Below are 25,663 nucleotides of genomic sequence, written 5' to 3' on the forward strand. Positions count from 1 at the left end.
TTACAACAAGGAGTCTTCCATGTCCCAGTCCCTGTCCTTTTCGCCCATTCAACGCGCCGGCCTGGGCGCCATGCTGGCAACCACGCTGCTGGCCGCTGGTTGCGCCTCCAGCGTGAAGCTGGACGACACGCCGGTCGAGACCCGCACCCCGAAAGCGGTCGACAGCCAGCCGCCCGCGCAAACTTCGCAGAGCGGCGTCAACACGGTGGACCTGAACAAGAACGACCTGGGCGCTTCGGCCGTCGGCAAGGTCGTGTACTTCGACTTCGACAGCTTTGTCGTCAAGGAAGAGTTCCGCTCGGTGCTGGAAGGCAATGCCAAGATGCTGAATGCCAGCAAGCAACGCAAGCTGACCATCGAAGGCCATACCGATGAGCGCGGTGGCCGTGAATACAACCTGGCGCTGGGCCAGAAGCGCGCCGAGGCGGTGCAGAAGTCGCTGGCGCTGCTGGGCGTGGCCGACGGGCAGATGGAATCGGTCAGCTATGGTGAGGAGCGTCCGGCCGTGCAGGGCAGCGACGAAGCCGCCTGGGCCAAGAACCGCCGCGCCGAGCTGAAGGACCGCTGAAACCATGACCCGCTGGCTGAAATTCCTGCCTGCCGCCCTGGCGCTGTCCGGCCTGTGGCTGTCGGCAGTGCCGGCCCATGCGGGCGTGTTTGACGACGACGAGGCCCGCAAGGCCATCCTGGACCTGCGCAGCAAGCAGGCCCAGACCGAAACAATGCTCCGCACCCGGCTGCAGGAGCTGGCCGACCAGGTCCAGCAACTGCAGCGAGGCCTGCTGGACCTGAACAGCCAGAACGAGCAGCTGCGCGCCGAGATGGCGCGCATGCGCGGCCAGGAAGAGCAGATGCTGCGCGACCTGTCCGAAGTCCAGCGCAAGCAGAAGGACATCCAGGTCGGCGTGGACGAGCGCATGAGGAAGTTCGAGCCGCAGCCGGTCTCGGTCGACGGCAAGGACTTCAGCGCCGATCCGGAAGAGAAGAAGCTTTACGACGACGCGATGGCCAGCCTGCGCAACGGTGACTTCGACAAGGCGGCTGTCGGTCTGCAGAGCCTGATGAAGCGCTACCCGTCCAGCGGCTACACCGACTCGGCGCGCTACTGGCTGGGCAATGCGCAATACGGCCTGCGCCAGTACAAGGACGCGATCGTCACCTTCAAGGCCTTCCTGGCTGGTGCGCCAGAGCATGTGCGCGCGCCAGAAGGCTGGCTGGCCGTGGCCAACTGCCAGGCCGAGATGAAGGACAACAAGTCCGCCAAGCGCACGCTGGAAGACCTGATCAAGCAATTCCCGAAATCCGAAGCAGCTCAGGCTGCCAAGGAGCGTCTCGTCTCCCTGAAATAGCCCACCCCCTACGCGCTGACGCGCGCCCCCTCGAGGGGGCGCCGCTGGCGGACCGGCAGAGCCGGATCCGCGGCGGTCGCTGGGTTTCGGTTGTGGTTTGGCACGGATCCTAAAATCGCGGCCATGCAGCAAATCGACATCCCGGCCCTGACCCACCAGGTGCTGTGGGCCACGTTCATCCTGTCGGTGGCCTTTGGTGCGCTGGCGCAGCGCAGCCATTTCTGCACCATGGGCGCGGTGGCCGATGTGTTCCACATGGGCGACTGGACCCGCGCCCGCATGTGGGTGATGGCGATTGCCACCGCGATGATGGGCTTTGGCCTGCTGGCCGGCTTCGGCTTGATCGACCCTGCGCGAGCGCTCTACACCGCGCCGCGGCTGCTGTGGCTGTCCACGCTGGTCGGCGGCGCGCTGTTCGGCTTCGGCATGGTGCTGGCTTCGGGTTGCGGCAACAAGACGCTGGTGCGCATTGGCGGCGGCAACCTGAAGTCGCTGGTCGTGTTTTTCGTGATGGCCTTCGCCGCGCTCGCCGCGCTGCGTGGCATCACCGGTGTGCTGCGCGTCAACACGCTGGACAAGCTGGCCGTCACGCTGCCGGTTGGCCAGGACCTGCCGGCGCTGCTAGGCCCCAGCTTTGGTGCCACGCGGCAGGCGCTGGGTCTGGTGCTGGGCCTTGCCGTCGGTTCGCTGCTGTGGCTGTGGGTGCTGCTGAAGCCCGAAGGGCGCGCGCCGTCCGCGGTGCTGGCAGGGGCCGGCATCGGCCTGCTGGTCGCAGCGATGTGGTGGGTCTCCGGCCACCTTGGCTTCATTGCCGAACACCCCGATACGCTGGAGCCGACCTACCTCGCTTCGTCGACGCGTGGCATGGAGTCCTTCAGCTTCGTGAACCCGATGGCTGCGGTGGTGGACTGGCTGACGATGTACAGCGACGCCAGCAAGGTGCTGACGATGGCAGTGGTGATGCCCATCGGCGTGGTCGTCGGCTCGGCCGCCGTCGCGCTCGCGACGCGCACTTTCCGCTGGGAAAGCTTCGGTGGCGTGGAAGACATGGCCAACCACCTCGTCGGCGCGCTGCTGATGGGCACTGGCGGCATCCTGGCGCTGGGCTGCACCGTGGGGCAGGGCCTGAGTGGCCTGTCCACCTTGTCGGTTGGCAGCGTGCTGGCGACTGCCGCCATCGTGGCTGGCGCCTGGGCTGCCTTGCACTACCAGAGCTGGCGCGTGGAGCGCATGGGATGAACGGGCTCACCGATCCCCTGGAAGCCGACCTGGAGCGGCGCTTCGGCGGCCTGCGGCGGCTGTATGGCGACGCGGGCTACCAACGGCTGCGCGGGCTGCGGCTGGCCATCGTGGGCGTGGGCGGCGTTGGTTCCTGGGCTGCCGAGGCGCTGGCGCGCTGCGGCGTGGCCGAGTTGGTGCTGATCGACCTGGACCAGGTGGCCGAGTCCAACATCAACCGGCAGGTGCAGGCAGTGGGCGCCACCGTGGGCCAGGCCAAGGTGCAGGCCCTGGCCGAGCGCATTGCCGACATCCATCCCGGTTGCCGGGTGCGCCAGGTCGAGGAATTTGCCGAGCCTGGCAACTGGCCGGCGCTGTTGCCAGGCCCCATCGACGGGCTGATCGACGCCTGCGACCAGGTCAAGGCCAAGGCGATGCTGGCGGCCTGGGCGCTGGCGCAACGCGTGCCCATGGTCTGCAGCGGCGCGGCCGGTGGCAAGCGGCAGCCGCACCGGCTGGAAGTGGAGGACTTGTCCGCCGTCACGCATGACCCGCTGCTGGCCTCGCTGCGCAACCGGCTGCGGCGCGAGCATGGCGCGCCTCGGCAGGGCCGCATCGGCCTGCGCTGCGTGTTTTCGCGTGAACCGGTGCTGATGCCGGAGGCGGCCGAAGCCTGCGAGGTGGATGGCAGCCTGAACTGTGCCGGGTATGGCTCGTCGGTGATGGTGACGGCCAGCGTGGGCATGGCGGCGGCGGCGGAGCTGGTGGCCTTGTGCCTGGCTGCGCCGGCGCAAAATGCGATTGATGGTGCAAAACCGTTGCAAGCCGTCAAAAGCATGCCATAATAGATGGCTCTGCCGGGGGTTGTTAGCTCAGTCGGTAGAGCAGCGGACTTTTAATCCGTTGGTCGTGGGTTCGAATCCCGCACAACCCACCAGATGATTTCAGAAGGTGCCTGGTTTTCCAACTTGTTGGGAGCCAGGCATTGCTTGGGGCTCTTAGCTCAGTTGGTAGAGCAGCGGACTCTTAATCCGTAGGTCGAGTGTTCGAGTCACTCAGGGCCCACCAAGTTTTTCTTCTGTCGTCGCAGACCCCCAGGGCTCTTAGCTCAGTTGGTAGAGCAGCGGACTCTTAATCCGTAGGTCGAGTGTTCGAGTCACTCAGGGCCCACCAAAATTAAGATTGAAAACAAGCACCCAGGTCAAAAGCCTGGGTGCTTTTTTCTTGGCCGTTTGCCTTTGCCGCTGGCACGGTTCTGGCGTGGTCATGGCGTTGCTCCCAGTGGTGCCGGTAGGTGCTTTCCGGGGAGAATCCGCTGTTTGCCATGTTGCTGCCGCCCCGCGTATCCCTGCGGGTTTCAGGTGTCGACCGGCATCGATGCGAACCGCCATCTTTTCTAGCTTGACATGACCACTTCTACTTCTGTTCCCATGGCCGGGCCGGCCGACGTGCCCTCCGGCCAGCGCTGGAACTGGCTGCCGCGCCAAGGCAGCTGGGGCTATCACGCACTGCTGCTGACACTGGGCATCCTGGTGCTGGGCCCGCTGGGTGGCGTCACAGCCTCCTACATGAATTTCTCGCTCGGCTTTTTCGTCGGCGGCCAGGTGCTGGCCGGCCTGCTGGGCTCGGTGGTCACGTTGGGCTACGGCTCCGACGGCAAGCACGGTGCCAACTTCATCCAGACGGCGGCCGCCTCGGTCGCCGGCATGAGCGCGATGGGCGTGCTGATCCAGGCCATGGTGTGGATGGGCATGCCGCAGCCACCGGTCTGGCAGTTGATGCTCTACATGCTGTGCATCGGCATGCTGGGCGCAGGCGTGGGCATGCTCTACACGCCCATTCTGGTCGACAAGCTGCAGCTGCCGTACCCCTCGGGTTTCGCGGTGGCCAACATCCTGCGTGCGCTGACCGACCCGGTGCTGCTGCGCCGCTCGGTGGCCAAGCTGGGCAGCGGCATCGGCTTCGGCCTGGCTGGCGGCGTGGCCGCGGCCAAGGTGGCCTTCATGGGCACCATCGAGCTGTCCACCTCCACGCTGGGCGCGGGCATGCTGGTCGGTGCGCGCATCGGCATCCCGGCCATCATCGCCGGTGGCATCGGCTGGGCGCTGGTGCCGTACTTCGTCTCCATCGGCTGGCTGCACGAAGGCGACCCGTTCCGCAAGATCATGTTCCTGATCGCGCTGGGCACCATCATGGGCGCGGCCATCATCGACCTGAGCCTGATCTTCTGGCAGGCCTGGCAGCGCCTGACCGGCAGGACCGCGGCGCCGACGGCGACCGTCGAATCCTGGAAGCGCGTGGACAGCAAGCGCATGTTCATGTGGGTTGGCTTCTGGGCCGTGGCCACCGTGGGTGTCGGCCACTATGTGCTGAACCAGCCGGTCTTCTACCTCGTGTTCGCGGTGCTGCTGGTGTTCCTGTTCGCGATGGTCAACGGCATCTCGCAAGGCATCAGCGACTCGAACCCGATCTCGTCGGCCTTCGTCGTCTCCATCGTGATGATGGCGGCCATCGGCTTGAAGGACCCGGCCATCGGCCTGATGGCCGGCACGGTGTTGCTGGTCTCGGTCAGCGTGGCCGGCGACATGCAGCAGGACCGTTCCACCGGCGCGCGCCTGGGCACCAGCCGCACGCTGCAGTTCCGCTACCAGGTCGCGGGCATCTTCGTCGGCGCGGTCGTCGCGGTGGGTTTTGCCAAGCTGTTCATGGCCGCCTACCCGGTGCTGCTGCTGGACCAGACGGTGATGAAGGCCGGCGAGCAGCCGGCCGAATGGAGCGCGGCGATGACCTACAAGTTCGTCGGCGTGCTGCGCAGCCTGACGGACGACAAGCCTTACCAGCGCACGGCGATCTGGGTTGGCGTGGGCATCGGCTTTGCGGTCGAACTCGCGCGCAAGCTGATCAAGCGCAACGCTGGCTACCAGCGCTTCGTTGCTTCCGGCAAGCCAGGCTTCTGCACTGACTTCGTGTTGGACGCGGTGGTGCTGCCTTCCCCCTATGCGTGGTCCTTCGGTGGCTTCGTGAACCTGAACACCTCCGCCTGGTTCGCCATTGGCGGCGTGATCTCCAGCTTCCTGAATTCGCTGCCCAAGCCAAAGCCCAAGCCGGGCGAAACCGAGCTGCCGGAGGACATGAGCTCTTCGTCGCTGTTCGGCGGCGGCCTCATTGCCGGTGACGCACTCGCCGCGCTGGGCCTGGGCGTGATCGGCCTGCTGGCCACATTGGCGGGTTGAACCCGATGACCAAGCTCTATGGCATTCCGAACTGCGACACGGTCAAGCGCGCCCGCGCCTGGCTGGCCGAGCAGGGCGTGGCGGTCGAGTTCCACGACTTCAAGAAGCAGGGCGTGCTGGCCGAACGTGTGCCGGCCTGGCAGGCTGCTGTTGGCTGGCAGCCGCTGGTGAACCGCCAGGGCACGACCTGGCGCAAGCTGGCGCCCGAAGTGCAGGCCGCGGTGGTGGATGCGGCCAGCGCGCAGGCGCTGATGCTGGCCGAGCCCAGCGTCGTGAAGCGCCCGGTGGTCGAGTGGCCGAATGGCCGCATCACGGTCGGTTTTGTGCCGGCCGACTGGGCACCGCTGGCTTCAGCCGCCCTCGGCTGAAGCGCTGCAGCCCTGGCGCTGCGTTATCGCTTGGCCGCGCCGATCACCAGGCTGATCGGCAGCGTCGGGTCTGACCAGGCCTGCGCCTCTTCACGCAGCAGGTGCAGCGTGCGCGGATGCAGGTTGGCCCACTCGGCACCGGTCTGCAGCGTGACCTTGTCGGCCTTGCGTTGCAACTGCAGCGATTGCGGCGTCGGTTCGTCGCCGCCGCGGGCGTGGCACAGGATCACCGCCAGCCGCAGGCTCAGCAGTTGCAGCACTGCATCGCCGCGGCGGATCAGCTCGTCCACCTTCTTCAGCCCGCCGCGCTGGCCCAGCACCAGCTCGGCCAGCTGGCGTTGCTCGCTTTGCGACCAGCCTGGCGCGTCCACATGCGCCAGCAGGTAGGCGCTGTGGCGGTGGTGGTCATGGTGCGAGACCATGCGGCCCAGCTCGTGCAGTTGGGCCGCACGGCGCAAGGCGGTCAGGGCCTGTTCGTCGGGCTGCGCCGCCAGTTGCGAGTACAGCTCGGTGGCCACGTCGGTGACGCGGGCGGCCTGCGCGGTGTCGACTTCAAAACGCTTTTGCAGCACGCGCACGCTGTCGGCGTGGGCGTCCCCGCCCGGGGCGCGTTCGTGCGCCAGCAAACGGTCGTGCAGGTCGACGATCACGCCCTGGCGCAGCGCGCCCTTGGCGGGCAGCAGCGCGTCAATCTGGAAATGCATGGCCAGCGTGTAGAGGATGGCCAGCCCACCGCCGATCACCGGCTTGCGGTCCGCCTTCATGCCTGGCAGGTTCAGCTTGTCGGCGCTGCCGGCTTCGATGCAGCGCTGCATCAGCCAGCGCAGGCCGTCGGGCGTGATGCGGCCATCGGTCACGCCGCAGTCCCGCAGCACTTCCGAAACCGCGCCCGCGGTGCCCGAAGAGCCCAGCGCCTCTTTCCACAGCGAACGGGCAAACGGCTGCAGTGCCTCTTCGAACTCGGCACCAGCCGCGATCTGCGCGGCACGGAAGGCCTCGGCGCTGAAGCGGCCGTCGGCGAAATAGCGCATCGACAGGCTGACGCTGCCCACCTGGAACGACTCCGCGCGGCTGGGTGTGCGGCCGCAGCCGAGGATCATCTCGGTCGAGCGGCCACCAATGTCGATCACCAGCCGCTCGGCATGCGAAGGCTGCAGCTTGGCCACGCCGGCATAGATCAGCCGTGCTTCTTCGCGGCCCGAGATGACTTCGATCGGAAAGCCCAGCGCTTCCTGGGCGCGGCGCAGGAAGGCGTCGCGGTTGCGGGCTTCGCGCAGGGTTTGCGTGGCGACCGCGCGCACCTGGCCTGGCCGCATGCCGGAGAGGGTGCCGGCGAAGCGGCGCAGGCAGGCCAGGCCACGTTCGCTGGCTTCTTCGGTCAGCAGGCCCTGCGCATCCAGGCCGGCGCCCAGGCGCACGGTTTCCTTCAGGTATTGCAGCCGGCGGTAACGGCCATCGCGCAATTGCCCGATCTCCAGGCGGAAGCTGTTGGAGCCCATGTCGATGGACGCGAGCGGGCCCGAGGCGGGCGGTTGGGCAAAAGACGCGGCGAGAGGCATGGGGCGGCATTGTGCCCCGTGGTGGCTGGCGGCTTGGTGAAGCAGGCACTGCGTCTGGACGATGACCGGGCGGGACGCGGGAGATGGGCCTGGCTTTTAGAATCTCATATCCTGATCACAGCGAGAGGAGGCCGCTCATGAAGCACACGTCATTGCCGGACACCGCGCCGGATGCCATGGTGAATCAATTGGCGGACGATGCCCAGGCCTTGCTGCCGCCGGCCGCGCCGCCTTCGCGCCGCGAGTTCGTGCGCGCCGCGTTGGGAACAGGCTTTGCCGCCGCAGCCATGCCCATCATGGCGCAGACGGTGATCAAGACCTCGAGCGACGGCCTGCTGGTCGGTGAGGTGACGATCCCGGTCGGCGACTTCAAGATGCCGGCCTACCGCGCGGTGCCGCAGGGCAAGACCAACGCCCCGGTGATCCTGGTGATCAGCGAGATCTTCGGCGTGCATGAGCACATTGCCGACGTTGCGCGGCGCTTTGCGAAGCTGGGCTACTGCGCGATTGCGCCCGAGCTGTTCGTGCGCCAGGGTGACCCGGGCAGCTACGGCGAGATCGCCAAGCTGATCAGCGAGGTCGTCGCCAAGGTGCCGGACGCGCAGGTCATGGGCGACCTGGACGCCACCGTCGCCTGGGCCAAGGCGCAGGGCATGGACACCAGCAAGCTGGGCATCACCGGCTTTTGCTGGGGCGGCCGCATCACCTGGCTGTACGCCGCGCACAACCCGGCGGTGAAGGCGGGCGTGGCCTGGTATGGCCGACTGGTGGGCGAGCCGAATGCGCTGTCGCCGAAGAACCCGGTGGACCTGGTGGGCGAGCTGAAGGCGCCGGTGCTGGGCCTGTACGGCGGCAAGGACACCGGCATCACGCTTGACACGGTTGATACGATGAAAAAGGCGTTGGCCAGTGGCAGCCCTGCGGCGAAACAGTCCGAGTTCGTGGTCTACCCCGAAGCCGGCCATGCCTTCAATGCGGACTACCGGGCCAGCTACCTGAAGTCTGCCGCCGACGATGGCTGGCAGCGCTGCAGCGCCTGGTTCCGCAGCCACGGCGTGGCCTGAGTCCTTTCGCAGCAGTCTTCGCATCCTTGCCGGCTTCCAGCCGCGTCCCTCCCGGGCGCGGCTTTGTTTTTGTCTGACCCATGACGCTGTTCTACATTGTGATGTCCACGCTAATCGGCGGCGTGCTGTCGGTGGTCGTGGCTGCTTCGCTGACCTTTGCCGTGCTGAGCAAGCTGGTCAAGCACCTGGTCAGCCTGTCGGCCGGTGTGCTGTTGGGCACCGCGCTGCTGCACGTCATGCCGGAGGCCTTCGAGGGCGGCAAGGCCGAGCCGCACACGCTGTTCGCGGTGCTGCTGGGCGGGTTGCTGTTCTTCTTCCTGCTGGAGAAGGCCGAGCTGTACCGGCACGATCATCACCACGAAGGTGACGGGCACCACCACCACCATCATTTCGATGCCGAACGGGCCGGCCGCGGCGGCTTCAGCGTGCTGCTGGGCGACAGCATCCACAACTTCTGCGATGGCGTGATCATTGCCGCCGCTTTCCTGGCCGACCCGCACCTGGGGCTGACCACCTCGATCGCCATCATCCTGCACGAGATCCCGCAGGAAGTCGGCGACACCATCGTGCTGATCAACGCCGGGCTGAGCCGCAAGCGTGCGCTGTTCTACAACGCGCTGTCCGGCCTCGCGGCCGTGGTCGGTGGCGTGCTGGGCTACTACGTGGTGGGCGCGTGGATCGGCGTGATGCCGTACCTGATGGTGGCCGCGTCCAGCAGCTTCATCTACGTGGCCGTGGCCGACCTACTGCCGCAGATGCAAAAGCGCCTGCCCTGGCGCGACCTGGTGTCGCAGATTGTCTGGATCGGCGCCGGCCTGCTCTTGGTCTCATTCGCCATCAGCTTCATGCACGATTGAATGGGGCACCCGGTCTCGCGAGTACGCAAGACCACCCGCCGGGCGGGTTGGCGCAGCCGCTTGGGGCGGCCCGGCGCCGCTGCGCTGTTGGCGCAACAAGCCACGTGGCTGACGCTGCTACCCGCGAACGGCGGCCTTGGTGCAATTCATTTGACGACGAGCACCGGGATCTTGCAGTGCGTCAAGACCTTCTGCGTCTCGCTGCCCAGCAGCAGCGCGCTGACGCCGCGGCGGCCGTGGGAGGCCATCACGATCAGGTCGCAGCCCTTGTCCTTGGCCAGGTCGACGATGGCTTCCCAGGCGTGCACGGCTTCGACGGTGAAGGCGGTGCAGGGCACGCCAGCGGCGGCTGCGGCGTCGGTCACGACCTTGACGCGGGCGGCAGCAATGCGCTCCTGCGCGTCATAGAACTCCTGCGGCGGCACCGGCTGCATTTCGCTGATGGCGCTGTAGGGGAAGGGCTCCTTGACGCTGATGGTGGTCAGCTTGGCGCCCAGCGTGCGGGCCAGCGTGGTGGCGGCCAGGACGGCCTGGGCGGTGATGTCGGAACCGTCTGTGGGGACCAGGATATGTTGGTACATGCTGCACTCCTTCTGGCGAGCTGGCGACCCGTGGGTCGGGTGCCGACAGTGTGGCCCTGCCTCGTGGCAAGGGCTTGATCTGCCTCAAGCCCAACAGGGGCAAACGGAGTGCCGCCTGTTTCAACTCCTGGCGACAGGCCGGGCCGGGTCGGCTGACCACTCGCTCCACGAGCCAGGGTAGAGGGCCGAGCCGTTCATGCCGGCATGTTCCAGCGCCAGCAGGTTGTGGCAGGCGGTGACGCCGGAGCCGCACTGGTTCACCACCTGCCCGGGTTTCAGGCCCATGGCTTCGAAGGTGGCGCGCAGCGCCGCCGCCGGCAGGAAGCGGCCATCCGAGCCCAGGTTGTCCTTGAAGAAGCGGTTCAGTGCACCAGGGATGTGGCCCGCCACGGCGTCCAGCGGTTCGGTCTCGCCGCGGAAGCGTTCGCCGGCCCGCGCGTCCAGCACTGTGACCCGGCCGAGCTGGCGCAGCAGCGTGTCGGCCTGCACGGTCGGCATCGTCGTGTCGCCCAGCGGGTAGCTTGACGCGGGTTGGGCTGGCGCTGCTTCGCCACTTTCGACAGGGCCACCTGCGGCCTGCCACGCGGCCAGGCCGCCGTCCAGCACGGCTACGGCGCCATGGCCGAGCCAGCGCAGCATCCACCAGGCGCGCGCGGCATACGGGCCGCCTTGCTGGTCATAGCAGACGACACCGCGCTCGGGCGTCAGGCCCCAGCTCGCAGCGACTTCTGCAAAGGCCTCGCGCGTGGGCAGCGGATGGCGACCGCCGCGGATCGAGCCTTCCGGACTCTTGGGCGCGCTGAGTTCGTGCTCCAGGTGTGCGTAGCGCGCGCCGGCAATGTGCCGGTCCAGGAAGGCGCGCTCGCCGGCACCGCTGTCCGCCAGGTCGAAGCTGCAGTCCAGCAGCAGCGGTGGCGGCGTTTGCTGCAGCAGCGCTTGCAGCTGCTCGGCGGTGATCAGCGGGGCCCAGGGCTTGGCGGCGGTGCTCATGGTGCGGTGCTCCTTGGTCAGGTGTCGGTTGGCTCGGGTGCGTCCGGTGCGGCCTTGTGGCGCAGCAGCGTGGCGGCCAGGCCGGCGGCAATGATCAGGCCCATGCCCATCAGGGCCGAGCCGGTGATGGGGTCATGGAACACCAGCACGCCAAACAGGAAGGACCAGGCGATGCCCAGGTACTGCAGGCTGGCATTGGTCAGCACCCGGCCGATGGCATAGGCGCGTGTCATCAGGATCTGCGCGCTGGTGGCCAGCAGCCCGGTGGCGACCAGCAGCAGCGCGCCAGTCAGCGTGTGGCCGTGAAAGCCGCTGTCGCTCAAGGCGAGCAAGCCGCCGGCCAGCAGGCCGCCGAGCGAGAAATAGAACACCACCCGGTATTCCGGCTCGCCGACGCGGCCGAGCGCGGTGACCTGCAGGTAGGCGAGGGCAGACAGCATGCCGGAGACCAGCCCGCAGAGTGCGCCGATCAACTGGTCGCTGCCCACCGAAGGCTTGAGCACCAGCGCCACGCCGGCGAAGCCGACCAGCACCGTGGCGATCAGCCGGCCGTCGACCCTGGACGCACCCAGCAGCACTGCGCCGCCGATCAGGAACAGCGCCATCCAGACCGAGGACATGTAGTTCAGCGTGATGGCGGTGGCCAGCGGCAGCTTGCCGATGGCGTAGAACCACAGCACCAGCGCCGAGACGCCGACCAGGCTGCGCCAGGTGTGCATCATCGGCACGCTGGTGCGCAGCGTGCCGCCGCGCCAGCGGGCGATGCCGGCGATGAACAGCGCACCAATGCAGCCGCGGTAGAAGACGATTTCGCCTGCGCTGTATTGCTGCGAAGCCAGCTTCACGCAGACGCCCATGGTGGCAAACAGGAAGGACGACAGCACCATCAGCCATGGTGCGGAGAGGCGGAAGTTCATCAGAGGAATGGGTTCACCGGTAGGCCAAGCCCATGGCTTCGCGCACGTCTTTCAAGGTCTGGCGAGCAACGGTGCGGGCGCGCTCGGTGCCCAGCTCCACCACCCATTGCAGCTGCTTGGGCTGCGACAGCCAGGCCTCGGCGCGTTCGTGCCAGGGCTGCTGCTCGCGGATGATGGCGTCGATCAGCGGTTGCTTGCAGTCCAGGCAGCCGATGCCGGCGCTGCGGCAGCCCTGGGCCAGCGCCTGGCGCGTGCTGTCGTCGCTGTAGACCTGGTGCAGCGGCCAGACGGGGCAGCGCGCCGGCTCGCCCGGGTCATCGCGGCGCACGCGCTGAGGGTCGGTCGGCATGCGGCGCAGCTTGTCGGTGACCTGGGCTGGCGTGTCGCGCATCGCAATCGCGTTGTGCGCGCCGTGGTTCGAGCTTTTGCTCATCTTGTCGCCGTCCAGCCCGGGCAGGCGCGGCGTGTCGGTCAGCAGTGTGGCCGGCTCGGGCAGCACTTCGCGGCCGTGGCGGTGGTTGAAGCGGCGTGCCACCTCGCGGGTGATCTCGACGTGAGGCGCCTGGTCCTCGCCCACCGGCACCAGCGTGCCGCGGTAGAGCAGGATGTCGGCCGCCTGCAGCAGCGGGTAGCCGAGGAAGCCGTAGCTGGCCGGTTCGCGCTGGTTGCCGGGCTCGGCGCAGCGGGCCTGCCAGTCCTTGTAGGCAGGCGTGCGTTCCAGCCAGGACAGGGGCGTGTGCATCGCCAGCAGCGTGAACAGCTCGGCATGCTCGGGCAGCCGGCTCTGGATGAACAGCGTGGCGCGGTCCGGGTCGATGCCGGCGGCCAGCCAGTCGATCACCATGTCGTAGACCCGGCGCTCCAGCGCATCTTCATGCTGGCTGGAGGTGGTCAAGGCATGCCAGTCGGCGACCAGAAAAAAGCAGTCGTTTGCATCTTGCAGTTGCACCCAGTTCTTCAGCGCGCCATGGTAGTGGCCGAGGTGCAGTGCGCCGGTGGGGCGCATGCCGGAAACAACGCGGGCTCGCATGGGGGGCTTTCAGGCGCGACGGGAAGCCTTCGATTCTGGCAGAGCGGGGCGGGCGCTTACACTCCTGCGCCTCATGAAGCGAATCGTCATCCTGCTGTCCGGGCGAGGCAGCAACATGCAGGCCGTTGTCGAGCGCTGTGCTGTTGAAGGCTGGCCGGCGCAGGTGGCCGCCGTCGTCAGCAACCGGCCGGACGCTGGTGGCATCGCCTGGGCCGCCGAGCGCGGCATTGCCACCGCGGTGGTCGACCACCGCGGCTTCGACGGTCGCGAAGCCTTCGACGCCGAGCTGGCGCGCGTCATCGACGGTTTCCAGCCGGACCTCTTGCTGCTGGCCGGCTTCATGCGCATCCTCAGCGGCGGCTTTGTCGGCCACTATGCCGGCCGCATGCTGAACGTGCATCCGTCGCTGCTGCCGGCGTTTGCCGGCCTGCACACGCACCGCAGGGCCATCGCCCAGGGCTGCAAGCTGGCGGGGGCCACGGTGCATTTCGTGACGCCCGAGCTGGACCACGGCCCCATCGTGGCGCAGGCCGTGGTGCCGGTGCTGCCGGGTGACGACGAGCAGACGCTGTCCGAGCGGGTGCTGCAGCAGGAGCACCGGCTCTACCCGCTGGCGGCGCGCTGGTTCGTCGAAGGCAAGCTGCAGGTGCAGGATGGCGTGGTGCGGCAGCTCGACGGCGCGTCGCAGTTGCTGAGCTGAACCTCTGCCGGCGTCAGAGCAGGCTGGCGGCGATGTTGACGGTGAGCGCCAGCACGGCGGTATTGAACGCAAACGACAGCACAGACTGCAGCAGCACCAGTCGCCGCATGGCGCGGGTGGTGATGGTCACGTCGGCCGTCTGCGCGGCCACTGCGATGGTGAAGGCGAAGTACAGCAGGTCGCTGTAGTTGGGGCTGAAGCTGGCGTCGGTTTCCGGGAACCGCAGCCCGGCGGGCGGCTTCTCGGCGTGGTAGCAGGCGGCGTAGCTCAGCGTGAACTCCATGGGCACCAGCAGCCAGGCGCCCAGCACCGTGCCCGCCGCCAGCAGCACATGTGGCGCGGCCAACTCCATGCCGTTCTGCTTGATCCAGCTCAGCTCCATCCCAATGGCCACCAGGCTGGCCAAGGTCGCGGCAATCACCACGCTGAGCACCACCAGCGCGCTGTCCGCTTGGGCGCGTGCGAAACGCAGCAGGTGGCCGTGGTCGGCTCTGGCCATCAGCCATGTCATGGCGCTCAGGTAGAACCAGACACTGGTGTTCCAGCCGGCCAGTGCGCGAGTCACCACGTGCCAGTCGCCGGGCGTCAGCAGCGCCACGGCCAGCCCGAGCATGGCCGCCATCGCCAACCGCGGCCGGTACTGCAGGTGGTGCTTCAGGTGCCTCAGGGTCTGCATCAGGCAAGGGCAAAGCAGCAGCAATTGGCAGCAAACAAGGCTGTATTGCGGTGGCGGGTGTGCCTGCTGGGATAATCCATGGATGCATCCTAATGCCCTGCTGGATCTGGCCACCGAATTGCTGCGCCAGGCACTGAAACTCGACCAGCCGGCCGACATGGTCGTTTCCAACTTCTTCAAGCACCACCGTGAGCTGGGTCAGCGCGAGCGCCATGCGCTGGCCGAGACCGCCTACGCGGTGCTGCGTCAGCGCCTGTTGTGGGTCCATCTGGCGCAGAGTGGCAGCGGCGCGCTGGAGCGCCGCCTCGCCATCCTCGCGTGGCAAGGCACCGACGGCCAGCTGCGCGGTGGCATGGGCCCGCACGAGCAGAAATGGCTGGCCGAGGTGCGCGAGATCGACCAGGCGACATTGCCCGAGAAGCTGCGCCACAACCTGCCGGACTGGCTGGCCAACCCGCTGAAGGCAGAACTCGGCGAAGACTTCTGGCCCCTGGTGGCCGCCATCAGCGGACAGGCGCCGCTGGACCTGCGCGTGAACACGCAAAAGGCCAAGCGCGAGGACGTGATCGCCGAGTTGAAGGAAGCCGGCATCGAGGCCGTGGCCACGCCTTATTCACCCTGGGGCCTGCGCATCCAGGGCAAGCCGGCGCTGCAGAAGCTGCCGCTGTTCATCCGCGGCGACGTGGAGGTGCAGGACGAGGGCAGCCAGCTGCTGGCCGCCCTGGTGGCGCCCAAGCGCGGCGAGATGGTGGTGGACTTTTGCGCTGGCGCTGGCGGCAAGACGCTGGCGCTGGGCGCGCTGATGCGCAACACCGGCCGGCTGTATGCGTTCGATGTGTCCGGCTACCGGCTGGAAGGCCTGAAACCGCGGCTGGCGCGCAGCGGCCTGTCCAACGTCTATCCGGCGCAGATCGCCCATGAACGCGACGACCGCATCAAGCGCCTGACCGGCAAGATCGACCGCGTGCTGGTCGATGCCCCTTGCTCGGGCCTGGGCACCTTGCGGCGCAACCCGGACCTGAAGTGGCGCCAGTCGCCCAAGGCGATCGAGGAACTCACGGTCAAGCAAACGGCCATCTTGGACAGCGCGGCGCGTCTGGTCAAGCCGGGTGGCCGGCTGGTGTATGCGACCTGCAGCCTGCTCAAGCGCGAGAACGAGGACATTGCGCTGGCCTTTGCGGCCGCGCACCCGGACTTCGAGCCCTTGCCAGCCGCTGCGGCTCTGGCCTCTGCGCAGGTCGAACGCAGCGAGGAACTGGACCGCGACGGCATGCTGCGCCTCTGGCCGCAACGCCACGCCACCGACGGCTTCTTTGCCGCCGCCTGGCAGCGCAAGAGCTGAATCGACCGCGGGAACCTGGGCGCCTGCCCGGGCTCTGCACAGCGCGCTTGATCCCGGGCAACAGGCCCCCATCTTGGGGTAAGCGACTGTTTACCGGCCCAGTTTTTGCGTTCATCGGCAGGGGGGCGACCCCTACAATTCACAACCCTCGCTGGGCAGCGTCCTCAGGATGCGGTCTGGCGTCCACGCGACTCTTCGCGATTCTTCGTTGGGCGACAAGACTTCGATGGCTGACTTCCAAACCGTGTTTTCCGCGCTGATCGACTGGGCTGCCAACGGCTTGCTGGACCTCAGCGCCTGGCAAGTGGTGCTGGTCACGCTGGTGCTCACGCACATCACCATCGCCTCGGTCACGATCTTCCTGCATCGGGCGCAGGCGCACCGGGCGCTGGAGTTGCATGCCATCCCGTCGCATTTCTTCCGCTTCTGGCTGTGGATGACGACCGGCATGGTCACCAAGCAATGGGTGGCCATCCACCGCAAGCACCACGCCAAGTGTGAGACCGAGGAAGACCCGCACAGCCCGCAGGTCAAGGGCATCGAGACGGTGATGAAGCGCGGTGCCGAGCTCTACCGCGCCGAATCCAAGGTCAAGGAAACCATGGAGAAGTTCGGCCACAACACGCCGAACGACTGGATCGAGCGCAACCTTTACACCCGCTACAGCGCCTTGGGCGTGTCGTTGATGCTGATCATCGACGTGCTTCTGTTCGGCGCGCTGGGTGCCACGGTCTGGGCGGTGCAGATGGCCTGGATCCCGATCTGGGCCGCGGGCGTGGTCAATGGCGTGGGCCACTACTGGGGCTACCGCAACTTCGAGGCGGTGGACGCGTCGACCAACATTTCGCCCTGGGGCATCGTGATTGGCGGCGAAGAGCTGCACAACAACCACCACACCTACCCGACCTCGGCCAAGTTCTCGGTCAAACCTTTCGAGTTCGACATTGGCTGGGGCTACATCCGGGCGATGGAAATGCTGGGCCTGGCCAAGGTCCGCAAGACTGCGCCGCAGCTGCAGCTGGGCGAGATCAAGCCGGCGGCGGATGCGCACACGCTGGAAGCCATCATCGCCAACCGCTACGAGGTCATGGCCAACTACGCCAAGCAGCTGCGCCGCGCCTGCTCGACCGAAGTTGCCCGCCTGAAGGCCGAAGGCAGCGCCAACGGCTCTGCCTGGACCAACCTGCGCATTGCGGAGCGCTGGCTGCACCGCGACGCCGAGAAGATCCCGACCGACCTGCGTGTTCACGTCGACAGCGCGCTGCACAGTGCCCCGGTGCTGCAGCAGCTGGTGGCCATGCGCGAAGAACTGCGCCAGCTCTGGACCCGCACCAATGTCTCGGCCGAGCAACTGGTGGCGGACCTGCAGGACTGGTGTCGCCGCGCCGAGAGCAGCGGCATTGCGGCGCTGCGCGACTTCTCGATGCAACTGCGCGCCGCCCGCGCCTGATGCCCATCTGCTATGCGCCTTCGGGCGCTGCGCGACCACGAGGCCCGCCATGTGCGGGCTTTTTCATGGGCGCTTGCCTGGCCCATTTCCCTGGAGGCAGGGCGAGGCAAGTTGTTCCGGGCAACAAAAAAACCCGCCGGCGGCGGGTTTTTCGAGCAAGGTGCCAGGCTGAATTACTTCAGCTTGATTTCCTTGTACAGCACGTGCTTGCGTGCCTTGGGGTCGAACTTCATGAATTCCAGCTTTTGGGGCGTGGTCTTCTTGTTCTTGTTCGTGGTGTAGAAGTGACCAGTGCCGGCAGTGGATTCCAGCTTGATCTTCTCGCGTCCGCCTTTGGATGCCATGGTGTCGCTCCTTCAGTGTTTAGGCTTGACCGCGGGCACGCAGATCGGCCAGCACGGTGTCGATGCCCTTCTTGTCGATGAGGCGCAGACCAGCATTGCTGATGCGCAGGCGAACCCAGCGGTTCTCGCTCTCGACCCAGAAACGACGGTATTGCAGGTTCGGCAGGAACCGGCGCTTGGTTTTGTTGTTGGCATGGGAAACATTGTTCCCGACCATGGGCTTCTTGCCCGTGACTTCGCAGACGCGTGCCATGAGGACACTCCGATACTTGTCATACAGCGACCGCCTCTGGCCCGCAGCAGTCTGAACTGCAGGCTGGAGGCAGCGGCCTCACCTCGCCAAAAGGGTGGCGGTAACCCGTGCATGCCCGCCGCCCAGCCATCAGCTGAAGCACGCTCATGCAGCGCCTCACGGCGCAGGAAAGCCCGCGAGTATAGCCTGTTTTCGAGTGCGTGCACAGGCTTGCCTGCGCACTGTGCACATCAGAGGTCGTGCTGCTCCAGGAAACGCTGGGCGTCCAGCGCGGCCATGCAGCCGGTGCCGGCCGAGGTGATGGCCTGGCGGTAGACGTGATCCTGCACGTCGCCGGCTGCGAACACGCCCGGCACGCTGGTCATCGTCGCAAAGCCGTTCTGGCCGCTCTTGGTGACGATGTAGCCGTCCTTCATCTCCAGCTGGCCGCGGAAGATGTCGGTGTTCGGGTGGTGGCCGATGGCGATGAAGCAGCCCTTGAGCGCAATGTCCTGCGTCGCGCTGCCGTCCACCTTCTTCAGCCGCACGCCGGTCACGCCGCTCTGGTCGCCCAGCACCTCTTCCAGCGTCTGGTGCAGGTGCAGCTTGATCTTGCCCTGCGCGACCTTCTCGTGCAGCTTGTCGATCATGATGGCCTCGGCGCGGAACTTGTCGCGCCTGTGCACCAGGTGCACCGTGCTGGCGATGTTGCTCAGGTACAGCGCTTCCTCGACCGCGGTGTTGCCGCCGCCGACCACGGCCACTTCGTCATTGCGGTAGAAGAAACCGTCGCAAGTGGCGCAGCCGCTCACGCCGCGGCCCATGAAGGCCTTCTCCGAATCCAGGCCCAGGTACTTGGCCGAGGCGCCGGTGGCGATCACCAGCGAGTCGCAGGTGTAGTTGCCGGAGTCGCCCTTGAGCTTGAAAGGCCGTTCGCTGAAGTCGACGGTGTGGATGTGGTCGAACACGATCTGCGTCTGGAAGCGCTCGGCGTGTTCGAGGAAGCGCTGCATCAGCTCGGGGCCCTGCACGCCCATCACGTCGGCTGGCCAGTTGTCGACCTCGGTGGTGGTCATCAGCTGACCGCCCTGGGCCATGCCGGTGACCAGCAGCGGCTTGAGGTTGGCGCGCGCAGCGTAGATCGCAGCCGAGTAGCCGGCTGGGCCGGAGCCAAGAATCAGGACCTGGGCGTGAGTGGTGATGGTGCTCATGAGTGATCTTCTGAAGCGCTGCGCAAGCGGGTGTTTGCCCTGGCGGCATGCGCCGCCGTGCAACACTGGGGTGCGTCACGGGTTCGCAACGCGCCATATTGCGCAAGAATGGTAAGGACGTATTTTAGAGAACCCCCTGCCGGTGCGCCGGCGGCGGGCTGCCAAACGCGTTCATTCGAGGGGGTCATTGAATGTCGATGTTGTCCAACCTGGACCTGATTCGCCGGGTGCCGCTGTTTTCGTTGCTGACCAACGATCAGGCCCGCGCGGTCGCAGACGGGGTGGTCAAGCGGCGCTATCGCCGCGGCGAACTGGTGGTCGAGCAAGGCAAGAAGAGCAATGCCTTGTTCATCCTGCTCAATGGCCGGGCCCGCGTGCTGACGGCCGATACACGAGGCCGCGAAGTCATTCTTGCGGTGCTGGAGGCCGGCGACTATGTCGGCGAAATGAGCCTGATCGACAACCAGCCGCATTCGGCCACCGTGCGCTGCGAGATCCAGTGCGACATGCTGATCCTCGGCCGGCCCGAGTTCGCCCGCTGCCTGCCGGAAAACTCCAGCCTGTCCTACGCCATCATGCGCGGCCTGGTCACCCGGCTGCGCAGCGCGGACCGGCAGATCGAGTCGCTGGCGCTGCTGGACGTGTATGGCCGCGTCGCGCGCACGCTGCTGGACATGGCCGAAGACGTGGACGGCGAGAAGATCGTGCGCAGCAAGGTCTCGCGCCAGGACATGGCCAAGATCGTCGGCGCATCGCGCGAGATGGTCAGCCGGGTCATGAAGGATCTGGAAGAGCGCGGCGTGATCGAGACGCTGGAGTCCGGCTCGGTGGTGCTGAAGAACCGCGTACCCGAATGAAACGGCGGGCGGCCTGACGGGCTGCCCGGCCGTGGCTTGGTGTACCGTAGCCGGATGATCCGCTCGTCGATTTGCTGGGGGGAGGCCTGATGCGCCGCGCCACCACCCTGGGCAACTTGCCCGCGCCCGAACCTGTCGGCGTCGCGCCGGCCTCGCCATTGAACCGCTTGCGCCTGGGCCTGTGGGGCCTGGGCTGGCTGGCCTTCACGCTGGCGCTGTCCAGCCGCAACCCGCGGGATGCCGGTTTCTCCACCTCCGGCGAAGGCCTGCCGCCACTGAACTGGCTGGGCGCGCCCGGGGCCTGGCTGGCCGACGTGCTGCTGCTGCTGTTCGGCTTCTCGGCCTGGTGGCTGGTGGTAGCCGGTGCGCGTGCGTGGCTCGCGGCGCTGGCTGACTCGCTGCGCAGTGACCCCAGCGAATGGCCTCCGCGCCGGCATCCTGGCGTGCGCTGGCTGGGTCTTCTGTTGCTGCTCTTGGCCAGCACCGCGCTCGAATGGACACGCGTCTACGGGTGGGAGTTGCGGCTGCCCGGCCATGCGGGCGGCATCCTCGGCTTCACGCTGGGCCCCTTGTCCATGAACCTGCTGGGCTTTGTCGGTTCGGGCGTGTTGTGGATCGCCTTGCTGGTCATTGCGCTGCCTTTGGCGCTGGAGTTTTCCTGGGTGCGTGTGGCCGATGGCCTGGGCGGTTGGGTGGACGGCCTGCGCGAGCGCCGCACCCAGCAGCGCGAGGTGGCCGAAGACATCCGCCTGGGCGAGCAGGCCCAGCGCGCAAGAGAGATCGAGCTGGAGGAAGACCGCGAAGAGCAGCAGGTGCACATGCCCATCGTGATCGAGCCGGCGGTGCTGGAAGTGCCCAAGTCCGAGCGTGTGCAGCGCGAGCGCCAGAAGCCGCTGTTCAAGGAGCTGGCCAACAACAAGCTGCCGCAGGTCGACCTGCTGGACAAGCCGCCGGCGCGTGTCGAGTCGGTCACGCCAGAGTCGCTGGAAATGACCAGCCGGATGATCGAGAAGAAGCTGGCTGACTTCGGCGTCGAGGTTCGCGTGGTCGCGGCCCAGCCGGGTCCCGTCATCACCCGCTACGAGATCGAGCCGGCCACTGGCGTGAAGGGCTCGCAGATCCTCGGCCTGGCCAAGGACCTGGCGCGCTCGCTGTCGCTGGTGTCCATCCGCGTGGTCGAGACGATTCCCGGCAAGAACCTGATGGCGCTGGAACTGCCCAACGCCAAGCGCCAGACCATTCGCTTGGCCGAGATCCTTGGCTCGCAGGTCTACAACGACGCGCCTTCCATGCTCACGATGGCGCTGGGCAAGGACATCATTGGCCTGCCGGTGGTGGCCGACCTGGCCAAGATGCCGCACTGCCTGGTGGCCGGTACCACTGGCTCAGGCAAGTCGGTCGGCATCAACGGCATGATCCTCAGCCTGCTCTACAAGGCCGAGGCGCGTGACGTGCGCCTGATCATGATCGACCCGAAGATGCTGGAAATGAGCATCTACGAAGGCATTCCGCACCTGCTGTGCCCGGTGGTCACCGACATGAAGCAGGCTGGCAATGCGCTGAACTGGTGTGTCGGCGAGATGGAGCGCCGCTACAAGCTGCTCAGCAAGATGGGCGTGCGCAACCTGGCTGGCTACAACAAGAAGATCGACGACGCGAGCGCGCGCGGCGAACTGGTGCCCAACCCGTTCAGCCTCACGCCCGAACAGCCCGAGCCGCTGGAGCGCCTGCCGCACATCGTCATCGTGATCGACGAGCTGGCCGACCTGATGATGGTGGTCGGCAAGAAGATCGAAGAGCTGATCGCCCGCCTCGCGCAGAAGGCGCGCGCGGCCGGCATCCACCTCATTTTGGCCACGCAGCGGCCGTCGGTGGACGTCATCACCGGCCTGATCAAGGCCAACATCCCCACGCGCATCAGCTTCCAGGTCTCCAGCAAGATCGACAGCCGCACCATCCTCGACCAACAGGGCGCTGAAGCCCTGCTGGGCATGGGCGACATGCTGTACATGGCCTCAGGCACAGGACTGCCGGTGCGGGTGCACGGCGCATTCGTGTCCGACGAGGAAGTGCACCGTGTGGTGGACGCGCTGAAGGCCCAGGGCGAGCCGAACTACATCGAGGGCATCCTCGAAGGCGGCGTGCTGGAAGGCGAGGGCGGTGAAGGCGGCGCGGGCGGCGGCGGGGGAGACGCCGAGTCCGACCCGATGTACGACCAGGCCGTGGCCATCGTGCTGCAGCACCGCAAGGCCTCGATCTCGCTGGTGCAGCGCCATTTGCGCATCGGCTACAACCGGGCAGCCCGATTGCTGGAACAAATGGAGCAATCCGGGCTCGTATCGTCCATGTCCACCAATGGCAACCGCGAACTGCTGTTGCCCAAGCGGGAAGAATGAAGCTCCACCCACCGTCTCTCGCCTGGCCTCGTCGCCAATTCCTCTCCAGCCTGCTGGCCGCCGCGGCTGCCGGCGTGGCCGGCTCTGCCCACGCGCAGGCGACCGACGCCACCGAAGCCCTGCGCGCCTTTGTGCGCGATGCCAAGGCCGGCCGCGCCAGCTTCACGCAAACCGTCAAATCGCCCGACGGCAAGAAGACCAAGAACTCCAGCGGCAAGTTCGAGTTCTCGCGGCCCAACCGCTTCCGCTTCGTCTACGAGAAGCCCTATGCACAGACCATCGTCAGCGACGGCCAGAAGGTCTGGTTCCATGACCCGGACCTGAACCAGGTGACGGTGCGCAAGCTGGGCGACGCGCTGGGCAGCACGCCGGCCGCGCTGCTGGCCGGCCAGACCATGGACAAGGACTTCGAGCTGAAGAACCAGCCCGATGCCGACGGCCTGGCCTGGGTGCTGGCCACGCCGCGCCAGAAGGACGGTGCGATCCAGTCGCTGCGCATTGGCTTCAAGGGCAAGCAACTGGCCGCGCTGGAGATTGCCGACAGCTTCGGCCAACGCTCGATGCTGCAGTTCAATGACTTGCAGATCGAGGCTTCGCTGCCGCCTGAGACCTTCCGCTTCACTGTGCCGGCTGGCGCCGACGTCGCGGAGCAGTGAGGCATCGCGCGCGGTTTTGAAAGACAAGAAGGCCACGGCATGACACCGTGGCCTTCTTGTCTTTTGTACGCCCCAAGGTCTGGGCTGCGCCCAACCCGCCCCCCGAGGGGAACAAGGCAACTTGGGGCGGCCCGGCGTTGCCTTGGGCCCGTGGCGTCAATGCATGACGCTGTCCATCAGGCCCATGTCGGGCGCGGTCATCATCTGTTCGATGTCCATCAGGATCAGCATGCGCTCGACATCGCCGTTCCTCAGCGTGCCCAGGCCGGTGATGTAGGTCGCGTCGATCGCGCCATTGAAGTCGGGGGCCGGCTTGATCTGGCCCGCAGGCAGTTCCAGCACGTCGCTGACCGAGTCGACCACCATGCCCACCGTGCGGTTGCCGATGTTCAGGATGATCACCACGGTGAAGCTGTTGTACTGCACGTCCGGCAGCTCGAAGCGCAGCCGCATGTCGACGATGGGCACGATCACGCCACGCAGGTTCACGACGCCCTTGATGAAGTGCGGCACGTTGGCAATGCGGGTCGGCGGCTCGTAGCCCCGGATTTCCTGCACCTTCAGGATGTCGATGCCGTATTCCTCGTCACCCAGCTTGAACGACAGGTATTCACGTGTCACGCCGCTCGGCGTATTGCTGCCCATCGCGTTCTGGACGCGGTTTTCAGTGGAAGTGTTGGCGCTGCTCATGCGGACGTGGCTCCTGCGGATGGACGGGATGGGGCGAATCAGTGCTTCGGAATGGGCATCAGTATTGGCGCCCATGCGTCGCAGCCAAAGCTTGAAAAATGCCCCGTCAAGGCCTTAATTCCGGGCCATCGGTCGACAATGCCGGCATGAGATTGCAAGCGTCATGTTCCGATGCGTGGGCCGAGCGCCGGGCCGCTCCCAAGCCGGCCCACATCCCCTTGGGGGATCGTTCGACGTACCCGTCGAAAGAGGGGCCGTCACTGTGAGCCGGCAAGACTTGTTTGATTCCGATCCCGCTGAACCCGCAGGGATGGATGGCGCCCCGACGGTTGCCAGCGACGCCCCGCTGGCCGAGCGCCTGCGCCCGCGCCACCTGGACGAAGTCATCGGCCAGCGCCACCTGCTGGGCCCGGGCAAGCCGCTGCGAGTGGCCTTCGAGCAGGGCCGGCTGCATTCGATGATCCTGTGGGGCCCGCCGGGTGTCGGCAAGACCACGCTGGCGCGGCTGGTGGCCGGCGCGGTGCGGGCGCGCTTCACCGTGCTGTCGGCCGTGCTGGCGGGCGTGAAGGACATCCGCGAAGCCGTGGTCCAGGCCGAGGCCGCTCGTGGCGCCGGCCAGCGCACCATTGTCTTTGTCGACGAGGTGCACCGCTTCAACAAGGGCCAGCAGGATGCCTTCCTGCCGCACGTCGAATCGGGGCTGTTCACCTTCATAGGCGCGACCACCGAGAACCCGTCCTTCGAGGTCAACTCGGCCCTGCTGTCGCGCGCCACGGTGCATGTGCTGAAGGCACTGGACGGCGAGGACATGCAGGCGCTGATCGCACGCGCCCAGGCCGAGCTGCAGGCGCCGCCGCTCAGCCCGGCCGCCGCCCAGCGCCTGATCGGCTATGCCGACGGCGACGCCCGCCGCTTGCTGAACGCCTACGAAAACCTGGTCCAGCAGGCGGGGTCCGTGCCAGAGCTGGACGAGTCAATCCTGGAACGCTCGCTGGGCGAGCAGCTGCGCCGCTACGACAAAAGCGGCGACCAGTTCTACGACACGATTTCCGCGCTGCACAAGTCCGTGCGCGGCTCCGACCCGGATGCCGCGATGTACTGGCTGGCGCGCATGCTGGACGGCGGCGTGGACCCGAAATACGCCATCCGCCGCATGGTGCGCATGGCCAGCGAAGACATTGGCAATGCCGACCCGCGGGCCTTGCGCATCACGCTGGACGCCGCCGAAACCTACGAGCGCCTGGGCACGCCCGAAGGCGAGCTGGCGCTGGCGCAGGCAGTCGTCTACCTGGCAGTGGCGCCCAAGTCCAACGCGGTCTACACCGCGTGGAAGGCCGTGCAGGCCTTCGTCAAGCAGGACGGCACGCGACCGGTGCCGCCTCACCTGCGCAACGCGCCCACCCAGCTGATGAAAAGCCTGGGCCATGGCCGCGACTACCGCTATGCGCACGACGAGCCGGGTGCCTTTGCTGCAGGCGTGTCGTACTGGCCCGACGGGCTGGACGCGCCGGTCTTCTACGAACCGGTGCCGCGTGGGCTGGAACTGCGCATTGGCGACAAGCTGGCCGAGCTGCGCCGGCTCAACGAAGAGGCGCGCCAGGCAGAGGCCGGCGAGCCTCCCACGGAAACCGGCGCCTGAGCTTCGGCCGGCGCGGTTTCCAGCGCGCTTTTCAGCGAGTTGGCGAGGGGGAAGTCCCCGCTCGTCGGCCGAATGCCGCTCCCTACAATTGCGCGCCAAACCGGTGCATCGGCCTGCATTTCAGGCCCGAGCGCCGGTTCGCTGTTGCACGCTGGATGGCGGGATTCTTGCAACTTGTTGTCCGCCCGGCCGGCTGTTCGGCAGCACACAGAGAAAAACTGGAGCCCTCGATGGACATATTCGTACAACAGCTCATCAACGGCCTGGTGTTGGGGAGCATGTATGCGCTGGTGGCGCTGGGGTA

The 25,663-nt window shown here is 66.8% G+C and carries 25 protein-coding genes and 3 tRNA genes; 18 read left to right on the plus strand and 10 right to left on the minus strand.

Translation table 11 applies throughout. The features are described from left to right. Positions 1-19: 19 nt before the first annotated feature. From pal to LRH25_RS25150, 9 genes are all read left to right on the plus strand, one after another. Positions 20-568 (plus strand): peptidoglycan-associated lipoprotein Pal, encoded by a 549-nt coding sequence (gene pal / locus LRH25_RS25110; RefSeq protein ID WP_375140561.1) that lies wholly within the window; start codon positions 20-22, stop codon positions 566-568. A 4-nt stretch (positions 569-572) separates the two neighbouring features. Next, positions 573-1,349 carry a tol-pal system protein YbgF gene (gene ybgF, locus LRH25_RS25115; protein WP_211361310.1) on the plus strand — a complete coding sequence of 259 codons (777 nt, stop codon included), beginning with the start codon at positions 573-575 and terminating at the stop codon, positions 1,347-1,349. A gap of 123 nt (positions 1,350-1,472) precedes the next feature. Further along, the gene (locus LRH25_RS25120; RefSeq protein ID WP_141285983.1) at positions 1,473-2,588 is read left to right on the plus strand and encodes a YeeE/YedE family protein; all 1,116 of its coding nucleotides are present in this window, start codon (positions 1,473-1,475) and stop codon (positions 2,586-2,588) included. Continuing rightward, positions 2,585-3,412 (plus strand): tRNA threonylcarbamoyladenosine dehydratase, encoded by an 828-nt coding sequence (locus tag LRH25_RS25125; protein WP_141285981.1) that lies wholly within the window; start codon positions 2,585-2,587, stop codon positions 3,410-3,412. Before LRH25_RS25120 ends, LRH25_RS25125 begins: the two co-directional genes overlap by 4 nt. Before the next feature lie 16 nt (positions 3,413-3,428). After that, a tRNA-Lys gene (locus LRH25_RS25130) sits at positions 3,429-3,504 on the plus strand. Between the two features lie 55 nt (positions 3,505-3,559). Next, positions 3,560-3,635 (plus strand) — tRNA-Lys (locus LRH25_RS25135). Between the two features lie 29 nt (positions 3,636-3,664). Continuing rightward, positions 3,665-3,740: transfer RNA gene (locus LRH25_RS25140), tRNA-Lys, on the plus strand. Positions 3,741-3,973: 233 nt separating this feature from the next. Continuing rightward, on the plus strand, positions 3,974-5,800 hold the full coding sequence (locus LRH25_RS25145) for an OPT/YSL family transporter (protein ID WP_141285979.1): 1,827 nt from the start codon (positions 3,974-3,976) through the stop codon (positions 5,798-5,800). 5 nt (positions 5,801-5,805) lie between these two features. Then, a complete protein-coding gene (locus tag LRH25_RS25150; protein WP_141285977.1) occupies positions 5,806-6,168 on the plus strand; it encodes an arsenate reductase in 363 nt (120 codons plus the stop codon). A gap of 23 nt (positions 6,169-6,191) precedes the next feature. On the opposite strand, the gene LRH25_RS25155 is transcribed toward LRH25_RS25150, so the two are convergent. After that, the gene (locus LRH25_RS25155; protein ID WP_141285975.1) at positions 6,192-7,727 is read right to left on the minus strand and encodes a Ppx/GppA phosphatase family protein; all 1,536 of its coding nucleotides are present in this window, start codon (positions 7,725-7,727) and stop codon (positions 6,192-6,194) included. Positions 7,728-7,903: 176 nt separating this feature from the next. Between LRH25_RS25155 and LRH25_RS25160 the strand changes: the two genes are divergently transcribed. Together LRH25_RS25160 and LRH25_RS25165 are read left to right on the plus strand one after the other, a co-directional pair. After that, positions 7,904-8,791 (plus strand): dienelactone hydrolase family protein, encoded by an 888-nt coding sequence (locus LRH25_RS25160; protein ID WP_141285993.1) that lies wholly within the window; start codon positions 7,904-7,906, stop codon positions 8,789-8,791. An 80-nt stretch (positions 8,792-8,871) separates the two neighbouring features. Continuing rightward, positions 8,872-9,648 carry a ZIP family metal transporter gene (locus LRH25_RS25165; protein WP_141285973.1) on the plus strand — a complete coding sequence of 259 codons (777 nt, stop codon included), beginning with the start codon at positions 8,872-8,874 and terminating at the stop codon, positions 9,646-9,648. Positions 9,649-9,794: 146 nt separating this feature from the next. Here LRH25_RS25165 and LRH25_RS25170 read toward each other — a convergent pair whose 3' ends face one another. The 4 genes from LRH25_RS25170 to trpS all read right to left on the minus strand — a co-directional run bounded on the left by LRH25_RS25170 (position 9,795) and on the right by trpS (position 13,166). Next, positions 9,795-10,229: a universal stress protein gene (locus LRH25_RS25170; protein WP_141285971.1), complete on the minus strand. Its 435-nt coding sequence runs from the start codon at positions 10,227-10,229 to the stop codon at positions 9,795-9,797. Between the two features lie 120 nt (positions 10,230-10,349). Then, entirely contained in the window at positions 10,350-11,219 is an 870-nt protein-coding gene (locus LRH25_RS25175; RefSeq protein ID WP_231012776.1) for a sulfurtransferase, read from the minus strand. Positions 11,220-11,236: 17 nt separating this feature from the next. After that, positions 11,237-12,136: a DMT family transporter gene (locus LRH25_RS25180; RefSeq protein ID WP_231012777.1), complete on the minus strand. Its 900-nt coding sequence runs from the start codon at positions 12,134-12,136 to the stop codon at positions 11,237-11,239. A 13-nt stretch (positions 12,137-12,149) separates the two neighbouring features. Continuing rightward, complete coding sequence (gene trpS, locus LRH25_RS25185) at positions 12,150-13,166, minus strand: tryptophan--tRNA ligase (RefSeq protein WP_141286808.1); 1,017 nt, start codon at positions 13,164-13,166, stop codon at positions 12,150-12,152. A 73-nt stretch (positions 13,167-13,239) separates the two neighbouring features. Between trpS and purN the strand changes: the two genes are divergently transcribed. After that, entirely contained in the window at positions 13,240-13,866 is a 627-nt protein-coding gene (gene purN / locus LRH25_RS25190) for a phosphoribosylglycinamide formyltransferase (protein ID WP_141286809.1), read from the plus strand. A 13-nt stretch (positions 13,867-13,879) separates the two neighbouring features. Here purN and LRH25_RS25195 read toward each other — a convergent pair whose 3' ends face one another. Next, positions 13,880-14,542 (minus strand): DUF1345 domain-containing protein, encoded by a 663-nt coding sequence (locus LRH25_RS25195; protein ID WP_141286810.1) that lies wholly within the window; start codon positions 14,540-14,542, stop codon positions 13,880-13,882. A gap of 82 nt (positions 14,543-14,624) precedes the next feature. Here LRH25_RS25195 and LRH25_RS25200 point away from each other — a divergent pair, with 82 nt between their 5' ends. Next, the gene (locus LRH25_RS25200; RefSeq protein WP_141286811.1) at positions 14,625-15,884 is read left to right on the plus strand and encodes an RsmB/NOP family class I SAM-dependent RNA methyltransferase; all 1,260 of its coding nucleotides are present in this window, start codon (positions 14,625-14,627) and stop codon (positions 15,882-15,884) included. Positions 15,885-16,110: 226 nt separating this feature from the next. After that, positions 16,111-17,334 (plus strand): DesA family fatty acid desaturase, encoded by a 1,224-nt coding sequence (locus LRH25_RS25205; RefSeq protein WP_141286812.1) that lies wholly within the window; start codon positions 16,111-16,113, stop codon positions 17,332-17,334. A 173-nt stretch (positions 17,335-17,507) separates the two neighbouring features. Here LRH25_RS25205 and rpmG read toward each other — a convergent pair whose 3' ends face one another. From rpmG to trxB, 3 genes are all read right to left on the minus strand, one after another. Further along, positions 17,508-17,678 (minus strand): 50S ribosomal protein L33, encoded by a 171-nt coding sequence (gene rpmG / locus LRH25_RS25210; protein WP_141286813.1) that lies wholly within the window; start codon positions 17,676-17,678, stop codon positions 17,508-17,510. 19 nt (positions 17,679-17,697) lie between these two features. Then, positions 17,698-17,931 carry a 50S ribosomal protein L28 gene (rpmB, locus tag LRH25_RS25215; RefSeq protein WP_141286814.1) on the minus strand — a complete coding sequence of 78 codons (234 nt, stop codon included), beginning with the start codon at positions 17,929-17,931 and terminating at the stop codon, positions 17,698-17,700. Positions 17,932-18,161: 230 nt separating this feature from the next. After that, positions 18,162-19,121: a thioredoxin-disulfide reductase gene (gene trxB, locus LRH25_RS25220; RefSeq protein WP_141286815.1), complete on the minus strand. Its 960-nt coding sequence runs from the start codon at positions 19,119-19,121 to the stop codon at positions 18,162-18,164. Positions 19,122-19,312: 191 nt separating this feature from the next. Here trxB and LRH25_RS25225 point away from each other — a divergent pair, with 191 nt between their 5' ends. The 3 genes from LRH25_RS25225 to lolA all read left to right on the plus strand — a co-directional run bounded on the left by LRH25_RS25225 (position 19,313) and on the right by lolA (position 23,030). Further along, positions 19,313-19,978, plus strand: coding sequence for a Crp/Fnr family transcriptional regulator (locus LRH25_RS25225; protein ID WP_141286816.1), 666 nt, complete (start codon positions 19,313-19,315; stop codon positions 19,976-19,978). Positions 19,979-20,067: 89 nt separating this feature from the next. Next, complete coding sequence (locus LRH25_RS25230) at positions 20,068-22,374, plus strand: DNA translocase FtsK (RefSeq protein WP_141286817.1); 2,307 nt, start codon at positions 20,068-20,070, stop codon at positions 22,372-22,374. After that, positions 22,371-23,030 carry an outer membrane lipoprotein periplasmic chaperone LolA gene (gene lolA / locus LRH25_RS25235; RefSeq protein ID WP_141286818.1) on the plus strand — a complete coding sequence of 220 codons (660 nt, stop codon included), beginning with the start codon at positions 22,371-22,373 and terminating at the stop codon, positions 23,028-23,030. The genes LRH25_RS25230 and lolA overlap by 4 nt, the downstream gene beginning before the upstream one ends. A 156-nt stretch (positions 23,031-23,186) precedes the next feature. Here the strand turns inward: lolA and LRH25_RS25240 are convergent, their stop codons facing one another. Then, positions 23,187-23,675 (minus strand): chemotaxis protein CheW, encoded by a 489-nt coding sequence (locus LRH25_RS25240; RefSeq protein WP_141286820.1) that lies wholly within the window; start codon positions 23,673-23,675, stop codon positions 23,187-23,189. A 355-nt stretch (positions 23,676-24,030) separates the two neighbouring features. Here LRH25_RS25240 and LRH25_RS25245 point away from each other — a divergent pair, with 355 nt between their 5' ends. Continuing rightward, positions 24,031-25,359 (plus strand): replication-associated recombination protein A, encoded by a 1,329-nt coding sequence (locus LRH25_RS25245; RefSeq protein WP_231012778.1) that lies wholly within the window; start codon positions 24,031-24,033, stop codon positions 25,357-25,359. The last annotated feature ends 304 nt before the right edge of the window (positions 25,360-25,663 follow it).

It is taken from the genome of Ideonella azotifigens (genome assembly GCF_021043325.1).
Lineage (GTDB): Bacteria > Pseudomonadota > Gammaproteobacteria > Burkholderiales > Burkholderiaceae_C > Ideonella > Ideonella azotifigens.

Bases quoted from the DNA above. Each gene is read 5' to 3' on its own strand.
- pal (WP_375140561.1), top strand. From the start codon at position 20: ATGTCCCAGTCCCTGTCCTTTTCGCCCATTCAACGCGCCGGCCTGGGC.
- ybgF (WP_211361310.1), top strand. From the start codon at position 573: ATGACCCGCTGGCTGAAATTCCTGCCTGCCGCCCTGGCGCTGTCCGGC.
- LRH25_RS25120 (WP_141285983.1), top strand. From the start codon at position 1,473: ATGCAGCAAATCGACATCCCGGCCCTGACCCACCAGGTGCTGTGGGCC.
- LRH25_RS25125 (WP_141285981.1), top strand. From the start codon at position 2,585: ATGAACGGGCTCACCGATCCCCTGGAAGCCGACCTGGAGCGGCGCTTC.
- LRH25_RS25145 (WP_141285979.1), top strand. From the start codon at position 3,974: ATGACCACTTCTACTTCTGTTCCCATGGCCGGGCCGGCCGACGTGCCC.
- LRH25_RS25150 (WP_141285977.1), top strand. From the start codon at position 5,806: ATGACCAAGCTCTATGGCATTCCGAACTGCGACACGGTCAAGCGCGCC.
- LRH25_RS25155 (WP_141285975.1), bottom strand. From the start codon at position 7,727: ATGCCTCTCGCCGCGTCTTTTGCCCAACCGCCCGCCTCGGGCCCGCTC.
- LRH25_RS25160 (WP_141285993.1), top strand. From the start codon at position 7,904: ATGGTGAATCAATTGGCGGACGATGCCCAGGCCTTGCTGCCGCCGGCC.
- LRH25_RS25165 (WP_141285973.1), top strand. From the start codon at position 8,872: ATGACGCTGTTCTACATTGTGATGTCCACGCTAATCGGCGGCGTGCTG.
- LRH25_RS25170 (WP_141285971.1), bottom strand. From the start codon at position 10,229: ATGTACCAACATATCCTGGTCCCCACAGACGGTTCCGACATCACCGCC.
- LRH25_RS25175 (WP_231012776.1), bottom strand. From the start codon at position 11,219: ATGAGCACCGCCGCCAAGCCCTGGGCCCCGCTGATCACCGCCGAGCAG.
- LRH25_RS25180 (WP_231012777.1), bottom strand. From the start codon at position 12,136: ATGAACTTCCGCCTCTCCGCACCATGGCTGATGGTGCTGTCGTCCTTC.
- trpS (WP_141286808.1), bottom strand. From the start codon at position 13,166: ATGCGAGCCCGCGTTGTTTCCGGCATGCGCCCCACCGGCGCACTGCAC.
- purN (WP_141286809.1), top strand. From the start codon at position 13,240: ATGAAGCGAATCGTCATCCTGCTGTCCGGGCGAGGCAGCAACATGCAG.
- LRH25_RS25195 (WP_141286810.1), bottom strand. From the start codon at position 14,542: ATGCAGACCCTGAGGCACCTGAAGCACCACCTGCAGTACCGGCCGCGG.
- LRH25_RS25200 (WP_141286811.1), top strand. From the start codon at position 14,625: ATGCATCCTAATGCCCTGCTGGATCTGGCCACCGAATTGCTGCGCCAG.
- LRH25_RS25205 (WP_141286812.1), top strand. From the start codon at position 16,111: ATGGCTGACTTCCAAACCGTGTTTTCCGCGCTGATCGACTGGGCTGCC.
- rpmG (WP_141286813.1), bottom strand. From the start codon at position 17,678: ATGGCATCCAAAGGCGGACGCGAGAAGATCAAGCTGGAATCCACTGCC.
- rpmB (WP_141286814.1), bottom strand. From the start codon at position 17,931: ATGGCACGCGTCTGCGAAGTCACGGGCAAGAAGCCCATGGTCGGGAAC.
- trxB (WP_141286815.1), bottom strand. From the start codon at position 19,121: ATGAGCACCATCACCACTCACGCCCAGGTCCTGATTCTTGGCTCCGGC.
- LRH25_RS25225 (WP_141286816.1), top strand. From the start codon at position 19,313: ATGTCGATGTTGTCCAACCTGGACCTGATTCGCCGGGTGCCGCTGTTT.
- LRH25_RS25230 (WP_141286817.1), top strand. From the start codon at position 20,068: ATGCGCCGCGCCACCACCCTGGGCAACTTGCCCGCGCCCGAACCTGTC.
- lolA (WP_141286818.1), top strand. From the start codon at position 22,371: ATGAAGCTCCACCCACCGTCTCTCGCCTGGCCTCGTCGCCAATTCCTC.
- LRH25_RS25240 (WP_141286820.1), bottom strand. From the start codon at position 23,675: ATGGGCAGCAATACGCCGAGCGGCGTGACACGTGAATACCTGTCGTTC.
- LRH25_RS25245 (WP_231012778.1), top strand. From the start codon at position 24,031: ATGGATGGCGCCCCGACGGTTGCCAGCGACGCCCCGCTGGCCGAGCGC.